This window comes from Vibrio sp. 99-8-1, from assembly GCF_013114595.1.
GTDB lineage: Bacteria > Pseudomonadota > Gammaproteobacteria > Enterobacterales > Vibrionaceae > Vibrio.
On record NZ_VTXE01000006.1, the window covers coordinates 79,713 to 100,310 of the forward strand.

The 20,598-nt window shown below is 43.2% G+C and carries 12 protein-coding genes; 4 read left to right on the forward strand and 8 right to left on the reverse strand.

What is annotated here, in order from left to right; translation table 11 throughout:
* Positions 1–234 precede the first annotated feature (234 nt).
* The 8 genes from F0227_RS04545 to F0227_RS04580 form a co-directional block, all read right to left on the reverse strand.
* Entirely contained in the window at positions 235–522 is a 288-nt protein-coding gene (locus F0227_RS04545; RefSeq protein ID WP_171751992.1) for a hypothetical protein, read from the reverse strand.
* Positions 523–527: 5 nt separating this feature from the next.
* Positions 528–6,653 carry an FG-GAP-like repeat-containing protein gene (locus F0227_RS04550; RefSeq protein WP_171751993.1) on the reverse strand — a complete coding sequence of 2,042 codons (6,126 nt, stop codon included), beginning with the start codon at positions 6,651–6,653 and terminating at the stop codon, positions 528–530.
* A gap of 315 nt (positions 6,654–6,968) precedes the next feature.
* Positions 6,969–8,846 (reverse strand): propionyl-CoA synthetase, encoded by a 1,878-nt coding sequence (locus F0227_RS04555; protein ID WP_171751994.1) that lies wholly within the window; start codon positions 8,844–8,846, stop codon positions 6,969–6,971.
* A gap of 22 nt (positions 8,847–8,868) precedes the next feature.
* Positions 8,869–10,065 carry a 2-methylaconitate cis-trans isomerase PrpF gene (gene prpF, locus F0227_RS04560; protein ID WP_171751995.1) on the reverse strand — a complete coding sequence of 399 codons (1,197 nt, stop codon included), beginning with the start codon at positions 10,063–10,065 and terminating at the stop codon, positions 8,869–8,871.
* Between the two features lie 18 nt (positions 10,066–10,083).
* Positions 10,084–12,660 carry a Fe/S-dependent 2-methylisocitrate dehydratase AcnD gene (acnD, locus tag F0227_RS04565; RefSeq protein WP_171751996.1) on the reverse strand — a complete coding sequence of 859 codons (2,577 nt, stop codon included), beginning with the start codon at positions 12,658–12,660 and terminating at the stop codon, positions 10,084–10,086.
* Positions 12,661–12,740: 80 nt separating this feature from the next.
* The gene (prpC, locus tag F0227_RS04570) at positions 12,741–13,871 is read right to left on the reverse strand and encodes a 2-methylcitrate synthase (RefSeq protein ID WP_171751997.1); all 1,131 of its coding nucleotides are present in this window, start codon (positions 13,869–13,871) and stop codon (positions 12,741–12,743) included.
* Between the two features lie 88 nt (positions 13,872–13,959).
* Positions 13,960–14,850, reverse strand: coding sequence for a methylisocitrate lyase (gene prpB / locus F0227_RS04575; protein ID WP_171751998.1), 891 nt, complete (start codon positions 14,848–14,850; stop codon positions 13,960–13,962).
* Complete coding sequence (locus tag F0227_RS04580) at positions 14,847–15,563, reverse strand: GntR family transcriptional regulator (RefSeq protein WP_171751999.1); 717 nt, start codon at positions 15,561–15,563, stop codon at positions 14,847–14,849. The genes prpB and F0227_RS04580 overlap by 4 nt, the downstream gene beginning before the upstream one ends.
* Positions 15,564–15,816: 253 nt before the next feature.
* Between F0227_RS04580 and F0227_RS04585 the strand changes: the two genes are divergently transcribed.
* Genes F0227_RS04585 through F0227_RS04600 form a run of 4 tightly spaced genes read left to right on the forward strand, consistent with a single transcriptional unit; the run spans position 15,817 to position 20,589 of the window.
* Entirely contained in the window at positions 15,817–17,262 is a 1,446-nt protein-coding gene (locus F0227_RS04585) for a TolC family protein (RefSeq protein ID WP_171752000.1), read from the forward strand.
* Entirely contained in the window at positions 17,259–18,239 is a 981-nt protein-coding gene (locus F0227_RS04590) for an efflux RND transporter periplasmic adaptor subunit (RefSeq protein WP_171752001.1), read from the forward strand. The genes F0227_RS04585 and F0227_RS04590 overlap by 4 nt, the downstream gene beginning before the upstream one ends.
* 53 nt (positions 18,240–18,292) lie before the next feature.
* On the forward strand, positions 18,293–19,444 hold the full coding sequence (locus F0227_RS04595) for an ABC transporter permease (RefSeq protein ID WP_171752002.1): 1,152 nt from the start codon (positions 18,293–18,295) through the stop codon (positions 19,442–19,444).
* Positions 19,441–20,589 carry an ABC transporter permease gene (locus F0227_RS04600; protein ID WP_171752003.1) on the forward strand — a complete coding sequence of 383 codons (1,149 nt, stop codon included), beginning with the start codon at positions 19,441–19,443 and terminating at the stop codon, positions 20,587–20,589. The genes F0227_RS04595 and F0227_RS04600 overlap by 4 nt, the downstream gene beginning before the upstream one ends.
* Positions 20,590–20,598: the final 9 nt, after the last annotated feature.

Sequence of the window (20,598 nt, forward strand, 5' to 3'; positions counted from 1 at the left end):
CTGTTAATGAAAAGTAATAAAACCAAGTTATGACTAACTTGGTTTTATTTTTGAGCTTTCAATGTTTATCGCTCCGAGATTACAGAAATATCAAATAACTTTAGCCACTGACATCACTACTGCTACAACTTCTACAGCAAGTTCGGCATCCGGCTCGGTATTAAATCCATCGATAAATCGAAGATCGTTTCCATAAGTTTGCTTTAACTCCGCCTGTTTCTTAAGAACATTTACCTAACTAGGATTTGTCTCACCAATGTATTGATATAATGATGCTATCCAAATCAAAGCGTAACCAATGGGCTCTCGCTCACCAGATGCAATTTTCTGTATCTCATCCCAACTATCAGATAGTTGCCCTAAATCAATGTCATTAGGCATTTGATAAGGATCATACCTCTGCTTCTTTTCAATATTCCAATAGAAGTCACTATCAATATCTAAAGAATTTATTCCTTGGTGTTTTAAATGTTCAAACACTTGCAACATCGCATTTTGTAGCGTTTCTATATCAACAACCATAAGCCTTAACCTCCAATAATGTCATCAATACCTTTTTGAAAATCTCTGATTTCTTTTTCCAAATGTCGAACTCGCCCATCAATAATTCTCTGTCGAATTTCACTATTTGGAGCATTTTTTAAATAACTCTTATTATCAAAAGCATCAGGGTTGTTTTTATACTCCTCCAGCTTTTTCTTATGTTCTTCAATACGCTTAGTTAACGAACTAACTGTTCTATTTTGAGAAGTTGTTAATGTCTTCCCACTACTCGCTATATCATCAACCTTCTTACCACTAAATACACTTTTGATCTTATTAAAGATTCTAGCAATAAAGCTTTTGGCTGCCGGAGGGGTTGCATATTTGGCTAACTTAATCGCTTTAGCCACTGGCACTACTACGGCTACAACTTCTACAGCAAGTTCAGCATCCGGCTCGGTATTAAATCCATCAATAAATCGAGGATCGTTTCCATAAGTTTGCTTTAACTCCGCCTGTTTCTTCGCAACATCTTTATTCTCCGAGCTTCCGTTGCCATCATTATCATTACCACCACCCGGTTCTCTACTTTCTGTACACTCTGGTCTGGTATCTGTTGGCGCACAGGTGCCTATATCGGTTAATAAACCTGTTGGATCAGTATAACTGAGCGGGTTGTTCTGTACATAAGAGTATCGGTTAAATGCTTGAGTCCCAAACCAATTATCCTGAATAAATGGATCGGCACTTAAAAAACGGCCAAGGGTTGGGTCATACACCCTGCCATTCATGTGTATTAGTCCAACATCATCAAGCATCTCATGGCCTGTAAATCCTATACGACCTTTTTCATTAACATCAATACCAGCACTCGACTCTCGCCTTTTTCCCCATGCGTCATAACTAAAGCGCTGCTCTATTTGACCCTCCTCACCGGAGATGGCCACAATCGAGCCTAAATGGTCTTTATGTAAGTAGCGAAGTCCATTTGAAGTTAAGCTAGCAACGGTTTTCTCATACAGTGCTACGTCACCAATGTAGTAACGGAAGGTGATTTGCCCATTGGGTTGGCGAATAATCTCTGTAGAGTCTAGATACGTTGTGGTTGTGGTACCTTCATCATTACTGTCTGTGCGCAGATAGCGCTGCCCATCAGTACCGTATTTAAAACGAGTAACGTTGTTTCCCTTGCGTATCTTTGTAGGCTTATTAAATGAGCTGTAACTTATGCTCCGCCCCATCCCCGAGATTTGATTGCCATTATCGTCATAACGAAATGTTTGCGTGGTTTTACCTGAAATACGGTTTACTGCGTGAGGATGTTTGTCGTCGTAATGGTAATTCCCCACGTCAGATTTATAGGTAATATTGCCCAGCGCATCGTATCTCAGAGTCACCGCACTGCTGTTTCCAGAAGCCGGTGCCATTCCCGACAAATAATTAGTACGAGTGTTGACAGAAGAGAGTCTATTAAGGTTGTCGTAAACAATATGTTCCGAAATTTGGGTATTAAAGTGGTGTTGTGCTGAGCCAAAAGCACCACTGTACTCCACTTGCACTTTGCGATAAGTTAAGTTGCCAATACTATCAAAATCATACTCGTTAGAAAGATAGGAAGTGCTCTGCTGCTGTTGAGAGCCAACAAGATCCATTGTTTCTATATAGCCTGTTATAGGATCATAGTGATACTGTCCTGCTAAATTATTTCCAAAGCTAACGCGGGTATGATGACCAAACGCATCCATTCCCCCTAATGACCAGACAAGTTTTCCTTGTGTTTTTTTTCCTGCACTAGATAGATAAATAGCTGACAATATGTTTGTGTCGTTATATTGATAAGTAGCAACCACATTATTGCCATAGTCCATTTGATATGGCCGTCCATTAGCATCGTAATTAAATTGCTGACGGTACGTTTTGCTAAGAATACTAACGGTTTTTTGTTGAAGAAGACCATTAGGATAATAGCTAAAGCCTTGGTAATAACCGGTTTGACGAGAAGCCGTGAGTTGTCCTTTACTGTTGTACTGCCAATGCTTACCAGAGGGGGTCTCCGGATCAATGCGCTTTATCTTTCGTCCTAACAGGTCGAAATAATCTTTCGTCGATTCTCCACGATTGTTGGTGTATTGATACACCAAGTCTAACCCATTGGTTTTAAATTCTATTTTACCCAGGTCGGGGTCAATCATTTTAGTGCGGTGACCAAGGGCATTATAGGTAATGCGAATTTGGTTATTATTAGGGTCGTTCGTTCTGGTTAAGTTACCCCAACCATCGTAGTGATATGTTACACGGTTGCCGGCATCATCTATCACCTCTTGTTTTTGACCAAGAGCATTGATAATGGTGGTATTGCTTTGATCCTCAGAGTTGGTCGATACCGTAGTAAAGCCACTATAACGATAGTTTGTGGTATACCCGCTCGCTTTGGTGATGGTTTTTATTCGTAGGAGACTATCATAACTAAATTGTGTTTCGTTATAATTTGACTCATTTCTACTCGGCACAGACTCAGAAATGATATTTCCTGCGTCATCATAACGGTAATGAGTATAGCTTTGACCACCGACTATCGCTGTTTGGGATTTTAATAACCGATGTTGGCTATCAAACCATTGAATAACCGTTGGTTCATTATTGGATGTGATCTCCCTTGCATACTTGTAGTCGTCGTTATATGACGGTTTATAATTGATCCTCTGCCAGCTTCCAGAGGGGGTATTAACACCGGTTTCTCTTCCCCACGCGTCATAATGATAAGTCGTGTTCGTGCCATCCACTGCCGTAACACTAACAAGTTTGCCAAACAGTGGCTCATAGTGTGTTCTCTCTATCTGTCCAAGGGCATTGGTTGTGGTGGCTATATAGCCATATTTATCATAAGTATAGAGAGTCGTACGATGGTTTATGGGTACAAAGCTGTATAAAATATTTTTACTTAAATCTTTTGACCAACGCTCGGTTACGTTTTGTGGCAATCCCCGGTCAAAATCAGAGTAAGTGGTTGATCGCTCTAACTCGGTACCTTTTTGCTGATAACGACGTATTAGCTGGCCTTTGCTATTGTACTCATAATCAAATACTTGATTGAAAGTGGTCACACCATCATCCGCGTAAAGATCAGAGCCTGTTACCTGAATACTTTTTTGCGCTAGCAGATTGACCAGCCAATTCTCGGTATCTGGTGCTTTATAGCGATAAGAGATCGCTTCAGTATGGCGACTGCCATGGATATGATCGTCAGTATTCGTCACTTCTGTCAGAGTATGCCCAAACCATTTATTGTAGGTTTTATCTACACTTACCGTTTTTAAAAGTGTTCCCTCTAGGTCCCATGTTTTAGTGGTGCTATTCAACAATTGCTGTTTATATCGTTGATGCTCTACAAATGGAGAGTTGTAGGAAGGAGAAGCCGACATGGTATGACCCATATTTCCTATGGCGGTTTCGGTTTGCCATGTATTGCTGATATGTTCTATCTTTTTACTGCTATTGGAACTGCAAGAGTCAAAAGTGAAATAATCTCTGTAAGCGCTTATAGCACCAAACCATTCATCAATCTTCTCATAATTGTAACTTGAACGTAATTGACACGTTGTTTTCTCTTCTAGCGCGGAATAGAGCAACCCATCTTCTACATTTTGGTGAAAGGTTCGGCTCTCTACTCTATTTAAAACTCTGTTCCATTGATGGATTTTTTCAAAACCAAGATTGCCCGCCCCCATTAAATGGACTCTTTTACCCTGGTATTTATATTGGGTTTCGTTTTCTCCTCCTATGCCATTAGAGCGAAATAACGAAGTAACCACACTACCTCTATGATCATTTTTCTGGGGGTACGAAACTGCATCACCCTTTTTATATACCGTGGGATCAGATAAATTACCATATTTGAAAGTGACATAATTACCCGTTGCGGTGGTGATCTTTTTTACTCGCGGTGCAGAGTAGTTACCAAGCGCTCGATATATGCCATCGGATTTTAGGCCTAGTACATCACCACGGCCATCACCGTTAATATCCATCACATATCTTGGTTTGCCTCTCCAGTTGTACCAGGGGCCAAATTGATTTAACCAGGTACGGTATGAATAGAAACTGCTACCCGATGACATTGAAATAGGTATACTGTCTCGCGCAAAACCAATAACATCGCTAAAACCATCACCGTCTAGATCAGACAGCAGTCTCAAGTGGGTACCCTTACGCCATCCGTGAGTGTGTCCATAATAGCGAGCCCATCTTGAGGAGCCCATAAAACGTTTTCCCGTTGATAAGGCCACTTCTACACCATTATGAGAAAATCCCACCACATCGGCCATTCCATCTCCATTCACATCTTGAATGTAACGGTCATGGTAATCCATACTCCAGCCTTGATTAACACCAAACTGAGCAAGCCAACGACCACGGTTATTAAAGGATTCCCCTGTTGATAGAGCAACGTGAACACCACTATGTGAAATCCCCACGACATCTGCCATTCCATCACCGTTTACATCAGCTAATTGACGAATGTGGTAATCTTTACTCCAACCATGATTATGACCAAAGGCCGCGACCCATAACTGACTTGCTGTAAAAGAGTAGCCTGTAGATAACGAGACATTGACACCGTAATTGGAAAACCCCACCACATCGGCCAACCCATCACCGTTAACATCGGCGAGAGTTCGGATATGAACACTGGGCGCCCAACCGCCCGCCGATACACCATAAGCATTTACCCAGCGGGTTTCCCTATCAAAGCTGCGGCCATTAGAGAGTGCAACATAAACACCGTCATGACCAAAACCAACAATATCAGCCTTTCCATCACCGTTAACATCGCCCATCACTCTGGGAGTGCGACTAGGGTTCCAGTCGCCTGCCGAGGGAACCATCCGGTTAAATACTTTCTCTAGTTTTGAGTACTCTCCATTTTTATCACCAAAAGAGACGTAAACGCCATTATGTCTAAAGGCAACAACATCAGGAAATCCATCACCATCGACATCAACAAATTCCTTCAGAGAGTTAGCACTAGCACTTAAGTTTGCTGAGCGTGTTTTTTTATATCCAGAAAAGACCTGACTGCCTTGTTGTTCCCATTCAATATTAAACGCTGTTAATACAGGACTATGCTGTCGACTTAGCAAAATCTTGTTAAGAATATCTTTACGATTATTGTTGCTGTATTGAGCTGTGAGTTCTAGGAAAGAGTTGTAAGTCTCATTGTTAATCACTCGCACTTTATCTAAACGATATTTGTCAGCAACTGATTTTCCAGCAATATATGAAGTAACAGGTTGCTTTTTATGTTCATAACGGAGGACTACAGATATATTGTTGTACTGGATAGCACTTAACATAGGGGAATTTTTCTCCCCATACATTTCATCGTTATAAATATAAAGAATGCTGTTTTGTGAAGTATCCGTTTTCTTAGTTATGTGCCATGCAAGAGGTACCCCGAAGTCAGTAGAAAATGTCTTCCGGTATTCTGAACGGACACCTTTTGCGTCCCAAACTTCAAACCAACTATCCGCATCCGACATAGCATTATGTAGAACTATTTTCTGGTAAGTATCACTTAAAGTACGGTACTCAGTAGAACGAGTGCCATATTCACCGTCAACATTAACTAACTTCATTCCGTCAAAGCAGAGCCGGTCTCGGTTATCACCATTTACAGAGCCTGCATAATTATCGGCAAAATAACTTGCTTTACAACGTCGAATCGCGCTATTGCCAAAGAGCGTCCAGCCGTAGCCTAATAACCCTTGTTTATTTGCGGAGCTATAATGAATACCTAGCGATGGTGTAAAGCCATTTACTCCTTTGGGCAGAGGGAAAGAATAGCTATATTTTGCGTCACCACTTATACCAACAGAGGCGGTTCCTATTTCTTCAACACCTGAAATTTCATTTTGGCTGGTCTCATCATCATAGGCGACGATATGATTTACACTCTTATCTAGAAATAAAACGTTTCTATTTTCAAATGTACTAGCATTGCTTTTACTATTAATAGAACCACCAACAAAGCTACCAATAGCATTAGGAATAACTCCTTTCATATTTAATAACGCATTGCCATTTTCAGCAGAAATCGCACTATAGCTAAAAGTAGTTACAATCAATAAAGTCGTCGAAAGTATTATTTCTATATATTTTCTGCCACCCATATCTAAAACCTCTCAACAAAATAGTTTAATGTTGTTTATAAAGATATTGCTTGAAAGTATTCTCGGAGGAAAAATACTATTAGAACAACACCTTGAATAGGTAAAGAATAGTGAAAACGAGAGATGCATTCAGAACAGACAGAATAAGAAAATAAGTTTTCGAGCCACTTAATATTACGAAATGTCTATTACATTAATTAACGTCAGAACACGTGGTATTTGCCACAAAAACAATGCCGTTCATTTATGAACGGCATTAATTAAAAGTTTAGACAATTAAATATCAATATAATTGACATTTATTAAATAGCGAGATTACAGCTGTAACACCCTCTCTATTTCATTAAGGCTGGTTGGGTCATCTATTGTTGATGGAACCGTATAAGCTTCACCATCGGCAATTTGGCGGATAATGCGGCGAAGTATTTTGCCTGAACGGGTTTTAGGTAATCTATCCACCACCAGCGCATGTTTAAAGCAGGCAACGGCACCAATTTCTGTTCTCACTTTGCCTACTAACTCCCCTTCTAGCGCCAACTCATCAATTTTGACGCCGTCTTTAAGCACCACGAGTCCCAGAGGCAATTGCCCTTTAATTTCGTCATGAATACCTACAACCGCACATTCCGCTACTGCTGGATGTGCCCCGACTATTTCTTCCATCTCACCTGTGGACAATCGGTGGCCTGCTACGTTAATGACGTCATCGATTCGTCCCATGATAAATAAGTAACCTTCTTCATCAAAGTAACCACCATCACCAGAAACGTAATAGCCCGGGAACTGGCTTAAATAGCCGCTTTCAAAACGGTCATGGTTACGCCACACTGTCGGTAATGTACCGGGAGGTAGAGGTCGTTTTAGCGCAACAAAACCTTGCTGATTCGGTGCGACCACATCACCAATCTCATTTAGTACTTCGACCTGATAACCGGGTATTGGCTTGGTAGACGACCCAGCTTTTACGTCCATCATTTCTATGCCCGTTGGGTTACCGGCAATCGCCCAGCCAGTTTCTGTTTGCCACCAGTGATCAATAACCGGTTTTGCCGTTTTTTCTAGTACCCATTCCAGTGTCGGGGGATCCAACCTTTCTCCGGCCATAAAAATGGTTTTCAGCGCTGATAAATCATATTTTTCGATAAGCTCAGCGTTTGGGTCTTCCTTTTTAATCGCTCTAAAGGCGGTTGGAGCCGAAAACAGTGCCGTAACATTGTATTCAGAACAGACCCGCCAAAATGCAGCAGGATCGGGTGTTCTTACTGGTTTACCTTCAAATAGAATCGACGTACAGCCATGAATTAACGGAGCGTAAACAATGTACGAGTGACCAACTACCCAACCGACATCTGATGCAGCCCAAAAAACATCATCCTGATCGATATTGTAAATGGTTTTCATGCTGTACTTCATGGCAACTGCGTGACCACCATTATCACGAACCACTCCTTTCGGTTTGCCGGTAGTACCGGAGGTATAAAGAATATAAAGTGGATCCGTTGACTTAACCGGTACACAGTCATGTGGTTCTGCCGTTTCTACCTGCTCTTGCCAATCAAGATCCCGCTCATGAGTCAATTCAGCTGGTTGCTGTTTTCGTTGCAGCAAAATAACTTTTTCAGGTTTCCACCGACTGTCCATAATCGCTTTATCGACCAACGGCTTATATGGAATCACTTTGTTTATTTCTATACCACAAGACGCGGTCATAATAACCTTGGGTTCCGCATCTTCAATACGTACTGCCAACTCATTTGGCGCAAAACCGCCAAATACAACTGAGTGGATAGCACCCAGTCGAGCACAAGCCAGCATCGCCATTGCAGCTTCTGGGATCATCGGCATGTAAATCACAACCCGATCACCTTTTTCTACCCCCTGTGCAGCAAGCATTCCGGCAACTTTTGCGACTTGATCACGAAGTTGTAGATAGGTGTATTGGCGTTTGGTCAGAGTAACTGGCGAGTCATAGATAAGCGCAACCTTATCACCTCTTCCCTGTTCAACATGATAATCAAGCGCTAGCCAAGCGGTATTTAACTCACCATCAGCAAACCAGCGTTCAATACCGTGCTCATCTTGCTCTAATATTGTTGTCGGCGGCGTGAACCAAGACAACTGATCCGCTTGTTTTTGCCAAAACTGTTGTGGTTGTTCTTTTGCAAATAGGTATTCTTTTTCGTAGGCAGACATTACGCTCCCTCCAGTATGATGATTATTCCATTGTTCCAAGTGGTACTCTTACCCACCCTTCCATTAACACTCGAGCACTACGGCTCATTACCGCTTTTTCAACTGACCAGCCTTTTGAGCTGTTTGTCGCTCTGGCGCCAACTTTTAATGTTCCCGAAGGGTGACCAAACACCACCGATTCTTTTGATCCTCCGCCGGATGCCAAATTGACTAACGTTCCCGGTACACATGCTGCGGAAGCAATTGCTACCGCAGCTGTTCCCATCATGGCGTGATGTAATTTCCCCATTGAAACGGCGCGAACTAATAAATCAATTTCTTCCGCGGCAACAACTGTATTACTCGAAGAGGTATACTGTTTCGCCTTAGCAACAAAGGCGATTTTAGGAGTATGTTGGCGGGTTGCGGCCTCTTCTAACCTGTCGATAAGTCCCATTTTGAGCGCACCATAAGCGCGGATTTTTTCCAACTTTTCTAAAGCAGCAACATCGTTATTTATGTCATCTTGTAACTCAGTTCCTGTATAGCCAAGAGACTCTGCTTGTAGAAATATGGTCGGAATACCAGCGTTTATCAATGTAGCTTGTAAGGTTCCAATCTCCGGAACCGTCAGCTCATCAATAAGATTATCGGTGGGAAACATTGATCCTTCACCATCGGCCGGGTCAAGAAAATCGACCTGAATTTCTTGTGCGGCAAAAGTCACGCCATCGAGTTCAAAGTCACCCGTTTCTTGTACATAGCCGTTTTTCATCTCGACATGGATTAAAATGGTTTTGCGGATATTCACTTGCCACACTCTTACTGTGACTATGCCATTCTCAACCATGCGCTCTGGCGCTATCAGCCCACTGTGAATAGCAAATGGCCCTACGGCAGCGGATAAGTTGCCGCAGTTTCCGCTCCAATCAACAAAAGGTTTATCAATTGAAACTTGACCAAACAGATAGTCCACATCGTGATGTTCCGATTCGCTTTTAGAGACGATCACCGTTTTACTGGTACTGGATGTTGCTCCCCCCATACCATCGATCTGTTTACCGTAAGGATCAGGGCTACCAATCACGCGAAGCAACAATTTGTCCCGAGCCTCACCCGCGATTTGGGCTGGCTCAGGTAAGTCATCAAGGCTAAAGAAAACCCCTTTACTGGTTCCTCCACGCATATACGTTGCCGGAACTTTAATTTGAGACTGTTTAGTGTGACTTGATTCACTCATCTGATTACCTCCGCTCCACTAAGCCAAAAAGTCTTGAGCAAAACGTTGTAATACGCCGCCAGCATTATAAACATCGACTTCCTCAGCGGTATCCAGTCGACAAGTGACCGCAATTGACAATGTATCGCCATTGGAACGAGTAACGATTAAGGTTAGATCCGCTCTAGGGGTGATATCACCAATAACATCGTATAGCTCTGTGCCATCAAGGCTAAAGCTTTCGCGTGTTTGACCAGATTTAAACTCAAGTGGTAACACCCCCATACCTACGAGATTGGTACGGTGAATCCGTTCAAACCCTTCTGCAACGATGGTTTCAACACCAGCTAAGCGAACCCCTTTCGCAGCCCAGTCTCTTGATGAGCCTTGACCGTAGTCAGCACCAGCGATAATGATCAGCGGCTGCTTGCGATTCATGTAGGTTTCTATCGCTTCCCACATGCGCATAACCTTGCCTTCAGGTTCCACTCGAGCATAAGAGCCTTGTACCGTTTTGCCAGCTTCAATCACCATCTCATTAAACAATTTTGGATTAGCAAACGTTGCACGCTGAGCAGTAAGATGATCTCCCCTATGTGTCGCATAGGAGTTAAAATCTTCTTCCGGTACTCCCATCTTGGTTAGATACTCACCAGCTGCACTGCTCGCCAGTATCGCGTTTGAAGGAGATAAATGATCCGTAGTGATGTTATCTGGTAATATCGCCAAAGGACGCATACCAGACAGAGTACGCTCTCCTGCAAGTGCACCTTCCCAATAGGGAGGTCGGCGAATATAGGTACTTTTTTCACGCCAGTCATATAATGGTGAGCTTGCGCTATCATCATCATTTAGAGAGAACATCTTAATGTAAACTTGATTAAACTGCTCTGGCTTAACGCTCTTCTCAACAACTGCATCAATCTCTTCATCGGATGGCCACAAGTCATCCAAGTAGATCGGTTTACCGTTTTGGTCGGTTCCTAACGAATCTCTTTCTATATCAAATTTCATCGTACCGGCAATCGCATAAGCAACAACCAGTGGCGGTGATGCTAAGAACGCCTGTTTTGCATATGGATGTATACGACCATCAAAATTACGATTTCCTGATAACACCGCTGTGGTATAAAGATCACGTTCGACAATCTCTTGTTGGATAACAGGATCCAGTGCGCCACTCATGCCGTTACAGGTAGTACAAGCATAGGCGACAATACCAAAACCAAGCTGTTCCAGTTCAGATAACAGCCCTGCTTCTTCTAAATACAATTTAGCCACTTTAGAGCCAGGCGCAAATGAGCTCTTAACCCACGGTTTTCGTATTAACCCAAGTTCGTTGGCTTTTTTTGCAAGCAGTCCTGCAGCAACAACGTTTCTTGGATTACTGGTATTGGTGCATGAGGTTATGGCCGCAATAATGACCGCGCCGTCTGGGAGTTGCCCATCTTTTTGTTGCCACTCTCCCGCGATTCCTTGCTCGACTAACTGATTAGTCGGAAGGCGACGATGTGGATTAGAAGGACCCGCCATATTACGAGTCACTTTAGAGAGGTCAAATTGCAACTCTCGCTCATATACAGCTGACTCTAAGTCGTCAGCCCACAAGCCTGTTTCTTTAGCGTATTGCTCAACAAGCTTAATCTGCTGCTCATCACGACCCGTTAGTTTAAGGTAGTTAATAGTTTGCTGGTCGATATAGAACATGCCAGCAGACGCACCGTATTCTGGCGTCATGTTAGAGATAGTCGCTCGGTCGCCAATGGTTAAGTCGGTAACGCCTTCGCCAAAAAACTCTAAATAGGCAGAGACCACTCTCTGCTCACGCAAAAACTCGGTTATTGCCAGCACGATATCAGTGGCGGTGATACCCGGTTGTCGCTTGCCGGTCAGTCGAACTCCGACAATATCTGGCAATCTCATCATGGAAGGACGACCCAGCATCACCGTTTCGGCTTCTAAGCCACCGACGCCAATTGCAATGACCCCTAAAGCATCGACATGGGGCGTATGACTATCAGTACCAACACAGGTGTCAGGAAAAGCCACTCCCTCTTTAACTTGAATAACAGGTGACATTTTCTCTAGGTTGATCTGGTGCATAATACCGTTACCCGCAGGGATAACGTTGATGTTTTTAAATGCGGTTTTACACCATTCAATAAAGTGAAATCTATCTTCATTTCGACGATCTTCTATCTGACGATTTTTTTCAAAAGCATCAGCTTCAAATCCCGCATGCTCAACCGCTAATGAGTGGTCCACGATCAGTTGCGTTTCTACCACTGGGTTGACCTTAGCAGGATCACCACCTTGTTCAGCAATGGCATCACGCAAGCCCGCCAAATCTACCAGTGCGGTCTGCCCCAAAATATCGTGACAAACGACTCGCGCTGGATACCAGGGAAAATCCATATCCTGTTTACGATCGATTATCTGTTTAAGAGCGTCGGTTAATGACGCCTGGTCGCAGCGTCGCACCAAGTTTTCTGCTAGCACACGGGCCGTATAAGGCAACTTGCTATACGCGCCTTTTTCTATCTGTTCTACAGCTTCACGAGTATCAAAATACTCAATGCTCGTCCCTGTTAACACCTTGCGATATTGTTTATTCATAATCTCTATCCATGATTTATTTTTTGGCGGAGACGCTAAAGTCTTAGCAGAACTCCGCCTTACCATCATGACTCAGCGAGTTATTTACGCTGGTCGATAGGTAACCAATCTTGTGCATCAGGGCCTTCATAATCCGCACTAGGTCGAATAATTCGGTTATTCGCTCTCTGCTCATATACATGAGCGGCCCAACCCGTTAATCGACTCATCACAAATATTGGTGTAAACAGTTTTGTCGGAATATCGAGAAAGTGATACGCCGATGCGTGGAAGAAATCTGCATTACAGAATAGTCCTTTCTCACGCTTCATGACCGACTCAACACGTTCTGACACCGCATAAAGATGGGTATCTCCAACCGCTGCTGAAAGATCTTTTGACCATTTCTTGATCAGCGCATTTCGTGGATCCGACTCGCGGTAAATCGCGTGGCCAAACCCCATGATTTTCTCTTTCTCATCCAGCATGCGCAGAATTTCTTTTTCAGCTTCCTCTGGTGTTTGCCAGTTTTCAATCATCGCCATTGCCGCTTCATTTGCACCACCGTGCAGTGGTCCACGAAGAGTCCCTATAGCCGCTGTTATACAAGAGTGGATATCAGACAGGGTTGAGGCACATACCCGAGCAGCAAATGTAGAGGCGTTAAACTCATGCTCTGCGTATAAAATCAATGAACAGTGCATCACTTGCTTATGAAGTTCGCTCGGTTTTGTATCGGTTAATAGTTTTAAGAAGTAACCACCGATGCTGTCTTCAGTTTTGTCTTCTGTATCGACACGTACGCCGTCATGGCTGTATCGGTACCAATAACAGATAATCGCTGGGAATGTTGCTAACATACGCTCTGTCGCGTCTTGCTGCTGAGAGAAATCCATCTCCTGTTCCAAGTTGCCTAATACCGAGCAACCTGTCCTCATAACATCCATTGGATGGGCATCTTTGGGTATCAGTTCTAGCGCGTCTTTTAGCGCTTGAGGTAAGCCTCGTAACTCGACAAGCTTAGTTTTATAATTATCCAACTCGGTCTGATTAGGCAAGTGACCCTGTAACAGTAAAAAAGCCACTTCTTCGAACTCAGCGTTGTTTGCTAGATCAGTGATATCATACCCTCGGTATGTCAACCCTGTTCCTGATTGCCCTACGGTACACAGTGATGTTGTTCCAGCGCTTTGCCCTCGAAGACCTGCGCCGCTTAATTTCTTGTCCGACATGACGAACTCCTTTCCTTTTTCCGGTGCATCCTACTCACTACGGCACCAGCAGTTTCACGTTAAAAAATGGTTATTAGTAAACAAATTATTATTGTGAAAACAGGCTATCCAGCTTGTCTTCATAGTGGTGATAATTTAGATGGGCATATAACTCTTTTCGGGTTTGCATTTGATCTACAACTCCCTGTTGATTACCCACGTCTAATAAATGTTGATACACGTTTTCCGCCGCTTTGTTCATTGCTCTAAATGCGCTTAGCGGATAAAGCACCATATCCACGCCGTGCTCTGCCAACTCTTCACCGCCATAAAGTGGTGTTTGGCCAAATTCTGTAATGTTCGCCAAAATAGGTACATGCTTTCCGGTAGCAGACGCGAGCGCCGTTGAGAACGTTTTGTACTGATCAAGTTGAGTCATTGCTTCTGGAAAAATCATATCTGCTCCAGCTTCAACGCAGGCGATAGCACGCTCAATAGCGGCATCGATTCCCTCAACGGCCAGCGCGTCTGTTCTTGCCATAATGACGAACTCTGGGTTGATACGTGCATCCACCGCGGCTTTCACTCTATCCACCATCTCTTCTTTACTGACAATGGCTTTATTAGGGCGATGACCACAGCGTTTTTGGGCAACTTGATCTTCCATATGTATTGCGCCCGCTCCCGCTTTTTCCATCGCTTTGATGGTGCGAGCAATATTAAACGCACCACCAAAACCCGTATCGATGTCCACCATAAGTGGCAAATCACAAGCGTTAGTGATGCGTTCCACATCCACCAATACGTCATTTAATGTGGTTATTCCCAAATCGGGTAAACCGTAGGAAGCGTTAGCTATGCCTCCTCCAGACAGGTAAATGGCTTGATGACCAACATTTTTTGCCATCATGGCGCAGTATGGATTAACTGTACCGACGATTTGTAGCGGGTTATTTTGTTGTACCGCGAGGCGAAATTTTGCGCCTTGACTTAGACTCATGCGAGGTTCTCCTTACCTGACTTCATCTGTTGTGCAATTAAAATTCGACTTCCTGAGATATGTCTACGCATCAGTATTTCTGCTAACTCTTCATCTCGGTTTTCAATTGCTTGTAGTATAAATTTGTGTTCTTCCAGAGCCTGCTCGGGTCTTGAATGAGACCGAGGAGACTGGTAGCGATACATGCGTAATAAGTGGTAAAGCTCATCACACAGTAACGAGATCAGTTTTTTGTTTCGGCTTGCTTTAATGATTCGGTAGTGGAAGTCGAAATCCCCTTGTTGTTGAAAATAGGATTTACCTTCTACCTGATCGATATGTTGGGAATGTGTCGACAATAGTTGCTTGAGAGAGTCCAGTTCACTATCGGTAATATTGCGCGCTGCTAATCGCGCAGCCATACCTTCTAGTGATTCTCTTACTGCGTATAATTCTGAAAGGTGATCGGAGGAAAATGTGATAACCCGTGCACCAACATGGGGAATTCGCTCGATAAGCCCTAGCCCTTCTAGACGCATAATCGCTTCACGAAGCGGGCCTCTACTGACGCCAAGTTGCTTTGATAATTCAGGTTCCGAAATCTTCTGCCCTGATGACAAATTACCCTCTACGATTGCTTCAATTAAATACTCGGTTAGATTGTTGGATTTAGTCCCTTCTTTATAAGAAGAAATAACCGAAGAGGCACGCTTTTTTTCTGTAATCTGACTCATTCTCAAACCGTTTAATGTTAACAATATGTAATCAATAGGTTCAAAATAGACCATTTTTATTACATTAGACAAGTGGATTGTCGACAATTTAGACTAATGTCTAACGATTGAGTGTTGAGATTATTAATTGAGTGTAGCCAAGAGAGATATGCAGTGAGAAACATATTATTTCGCCTTATTCAGACAAACGAGGCGTTGTGAGTACTTTCACTAGAGTATATACTCTATTATTTTACAGTATAGCGTCTATAAAATGGCTAGGTTGATCAACATAAAACAAAGTATAAAAGCTGCTTTAATCACTAGTTTAATCACCCACTCTTATTCTATTTCAGCAGGTGAAATTAGTTTTGAACATGCTTGGCAGCTGTTACAGGACAAAAACAACGCCATTGCCGCTCAAAAAGCGAATGTTCAACGATATAAACAATTAGAACGCTCTAAAGATGCGCTTAATTACCCTACGCTCTCATTAGGTGCCAATTACACTCACCTAGATAAAGATGTTACCGTTTCTGGTGATCAACTACTGGAAAGTATCGATTCCAAGAGCAAGGCAGCTATTGCAGCCAGTCCGCAACTTGCAGCACTTCTCGGTGGTTTAAGCAGCGTCAATCCAACATCAACGATTGCGCATCAAGATTTTTTCAGCTCTTCTATTCGTGCTATATGGCCGATATTTACCGGGGGACGAATTACGTCTGCCCAAGCTATCGCATCAGGACAAACCGACCAAGCCATTGCCCAACTTGAAATGGAAACTCAGGCTCAATATGAAGATTTGAGCAAATACTATTTTAGTGTGGTGTTAGCTCGCGATGTGCTCTTAACCCGAGAATCGGTAGAAAAAGGATTAACCAAACATAGAGACTTTGCCATCAAACTTGAAAAGCAAGGTCAAATAGCCAAAGTAGAACGTCTGCAAGCGGAAGCTTCTTTAGCCAAGGCCAAAGTGGATCGGAAAAAAGCGCAAAAAGATGTTGAGATTGCAGTGTCAGCGCTAACGCAGATACTGAATCAATCCGATAAAGTGTATCCAAATACCAAGTTATTTATTAATCATACGCTTCCTCCTTTAAGCGCTTTTACCCAACAAACATTAGATACCTACCCCGGCCTAGCCATCTTGGATGCCAAAAACAAACAAGCGTCAAACCTCATTAAAGCAGAGCAAGGTCGTTACTATCCGGAGGTCTATCTGTATGGAAACTATTCGCTCTATGAAGATGACAGCTTAGCAAATCAAATGACCCCTGACTGGCTGGTGGGTGTAGGGGTTAAATTACCTCTTATTGACAACTCTGGCCGTTCCGAAAATATCCAAGCCGCACAAAGTGCCGTTTTGCAGGTAAATCATCTACGCCAGCAAGCAACACAAGATCTCTCTGTATTAGTTGAAAAAACCTATTTTGAAGCTGAACAAGCTATCGAAGAAGTTGAAGGGTTAAATGCGAGTATTCAATTGGCTAAAGAGAATCTAAAACTTAGAAACAAAGCATTTACCCAAGGTTTATCTACATCACTGGAAGTTGTTGATGCCGAACTCTACTTAGCCGGAGTAAAAACACAGCAGCAGTTAGCCAGTTTTAATTATCTAATTGCGCTAAATAAACTACTGGCATTAGCAAGCGATATAAATGCCTTTAAACAGTATCAAAATAACGCTTACCAACCGATCAATTCTGAGGATGCATCATGAAATTAGTAAAACCCCTTCTAGTCAGTTCGGTTGCTATCGGCATTGCTGCATGGGTAGGCTTTAGCTTTTACCAAGCGTATCAACCAAAGCCCGTTCGCCTACAAGGGCAAATTGAGGCTCAGCAGTACAGTATCTCTTCTAAAGTGGCAGGACGCATTGATCAAGTCATGGTGAAAAAGGGAGACATGGTTAAAAAAGGTGATCCCATCTTTACCATTTACAGCCCGGAGATAGACGCCAAGTTAGAACAAGCGAAAGCGGGTCAACAAGCTGCCGGTGCACTGGCGCTGGAAGCGCAAAATGGAGCTCGTACACAACAGATCAGCGCGGCAAAAGATCAATGGAATAAAGCTCGGGCTGCATCGCAGCTGTTGGAGAAAACCTTTAATCGAGTCGATAACCTGTATAAAGACGGCGTAGTTGCCGAGCAGAAACGCGATGAAGCGCTCACCCAGTGGCAAGCCGCCAAATACACACAAAGTGCCGCTTATCAAATGTATCAAATGGCCAAAGAAGGAGCACGAGATGAAACAAAGCGTGCTGCTGAAGAGAAAGCGCGCATGGCCGCAGGTGCCGTCGCAGAAGTTGAAGCTTACGCGCTCGATACAAAAATAATGAGTTGGTTTAATGGCGAAATCTCTCAAGTACTGTTAAATAGCGGTGAACTAGCGCCACAAGGTTTTCCGGTGGTTACTGTTATTGACATGCAAGATGCTTGGGCAGTATTTAACGTCCGTGAGGATCGCCTTAAGAATTTTACCAAAGGCGCCACCATTTCGGCATACATGCCTGCTTTAGATAAGCATATCGATTTTACTGTCACGCACGTATCCGTAATGGGTGATTTTGCCACTTGGCGTTCCACGGATGCTTCTCAAGGGTTTGATCTTCGGACGTTTGAGGTAGAGGCGAAGCCCGTCAACATAGAAGACAATAAACTACTTCGTGTTGGCATGAGCGTTTCCGTTGAACTTTAGATACCGAGAATCTGGTTTGCGACTGTGTCTAAGCCAATGCTGTGGAGTCGATAATGTATAGCGATGAAAAAGTCTCTCAATGGCATGTTGTCATCAGTGATAAATGGTTGCTCTCATGTTTAACTTGGGTACCTATTCTATTGGCGCTATCCATATGGTGGATATTTTCCCAAGCTATCGCCAGAGACCTTCCGATAGGCGTTGTAGATTTAGAACGCAGTACGCTTTCACGTCAGTTAATCAGAGAATTGGACGCAACATCGACGCTGAGTGTCATTGATACCAGCATCGATGTTGCACAAGCCAAAAGAAAACTGATCAATAATGAGTTATACGCCTACGTTATAATCCCTTCTCATTTTGATCGAGATATTGTGTTAGGGAATCCACCTCAGATTACCGCCTTTTACAATAGTCAGTACATTTTAGTAGGCAAACTGATCAATTCTGCGGTGTTGCAAGCGCATGGTACATTTAATGCACAAATCGGCGCTGCAAAACAACTCTCTAAAGGCAACAAAACCTTTGCTAGTGCCTTAGGTGGAACCGTACCCGTACAGACTCAAATCACCGCACTGTTTAATCGCAATGCCAACTATGCTCAGTTTCTTGTTACCGCTATCGTGCCTGCGCTGTGGCAAATATTCATTGTTGTCACAACAATATTGGCATTAACCGCTAATCACCGTATATACGGTTTAAAAAAAATGGTCGGTCATTCGGCTATTAAATCGTTAGCGGTTTTTATTGGCTTTTATCTCCCCTTTTATCTACTGCTAGGTTTTGGCTTTTTAACATGGTTTTACTTTGGTTTAGACTTTCCATATCAGGGTAGCCTGCTCACGCTTATCTATTCACAGCTTCTCACGATATTTGCCTGTATAAGTATGGCCGCGCTGTTTTTCTTTTTGACACTAGATCCAGCCAGAGCCATGAGTTTCGCAGGCGCATTTACCGCACCAAGTTTTGCTTTTATGGGGGTAACCTTTCCCGTTACTGATATGAACCCAATCGCGACTTGGTGGCGAAGTTTATTGCCAATCAGCCACTACATTGAAGCGCAAATCAGCCAGTTTAGTTACAATGTAACACCGTGGCAAACCATTAGCTCCATTACGCCGACCATGAGTTTGTATCTTATTCCACTGCTCTTGTGCCTTGTATTAATCAACAAACACTTAACCAAATTAGAGGTTAACCAATGAGGCTAGATCGGTTGCTAGTTAAGGAACTGAAAGCGATTTTAACTAATCCGGTGATTATTTTAACCATGTTCGCTGGCGTAGTATTTTACTCGTTTCTCTACCCTCTTCCTTATGTAAATCAGACGCCGACTGAACAGATGGTGTCTGTTGTTAATCTCGATAAAAGTTTGACCAGTTATCAACTCGAACGAATGGTAGATGCCACACCGCAGGTTAAGCTTGTAGATCGCAGCCATACCATACAAGAGGCAAAAGAGAAGTTTTTAGACGGTAAAGTGAAAGGAATTCTGCTCATTCCCCGCCACTTTTATCGCGACTTGTTGATGGGTAAAAGTCCTACGTTGGCGTTTGCTGGCGATGCAGCATACTTCTTAGTTTATGGCACCGTGGTTGAAGGACTGGCCAAAGCAAGTGGCACTCTAGCTGCAAAAGCCAAAGTGTCACGATTGCTGATGGACGGTGTCCCTTTGATCGCAGCTGAACATCAATATGCCGCCACGACGATAAACTTAAAGCCGACATTTAATCCAGATATGGGATACGTCAACTACGTCGTTCCTGCGGTATTTGTGTTAATCCTTCAACAGACGTTAGCAATGAGCATCGGCTTGCTTGGTGGTAGCCAAAAGTTTGGTAGCGGCTACTGGAATGCCGTCCCCACTTTGCGCTTACTGCTTGTTCGTTGCTCGATATTTGTTGTCATCTATTACTTCTTGTCCATGTATTACTTTGGATTTAGCTTTGACTACTACCAAATTAGTCGATTGGCGTCGCCACTAACCTTGTTGGCGATACTTGCTCCCTTCCTCTACACCTCAGCCTTCATTGGCCATATTCTCGGTTTGCTATTGCCTCGTCGAGAGTTGGTTACCGTGGTGATTTTAATCAGTTCTATGCCGCTAATTTTCTCGACAGGATTTATCTGGCCGTTAGAGAGTGTCCCTCAAGGAATGGTATGGCTGTCAAAAGCGATACCATCAACACCAGCAATTCAAAGCTTTTTAAAAGTAAATCAGATGGGGGGGGATTTTTCGTTGATACTTCCACAATGGTCTTTGCTATGGGGACAATTTGTTATATGGGGGCTTCTTGCTCTAGTGGTCGATAGAAAGTATCGCTATAAAGTCATCAAGCAAGTCAGCTAGACTTGCTTG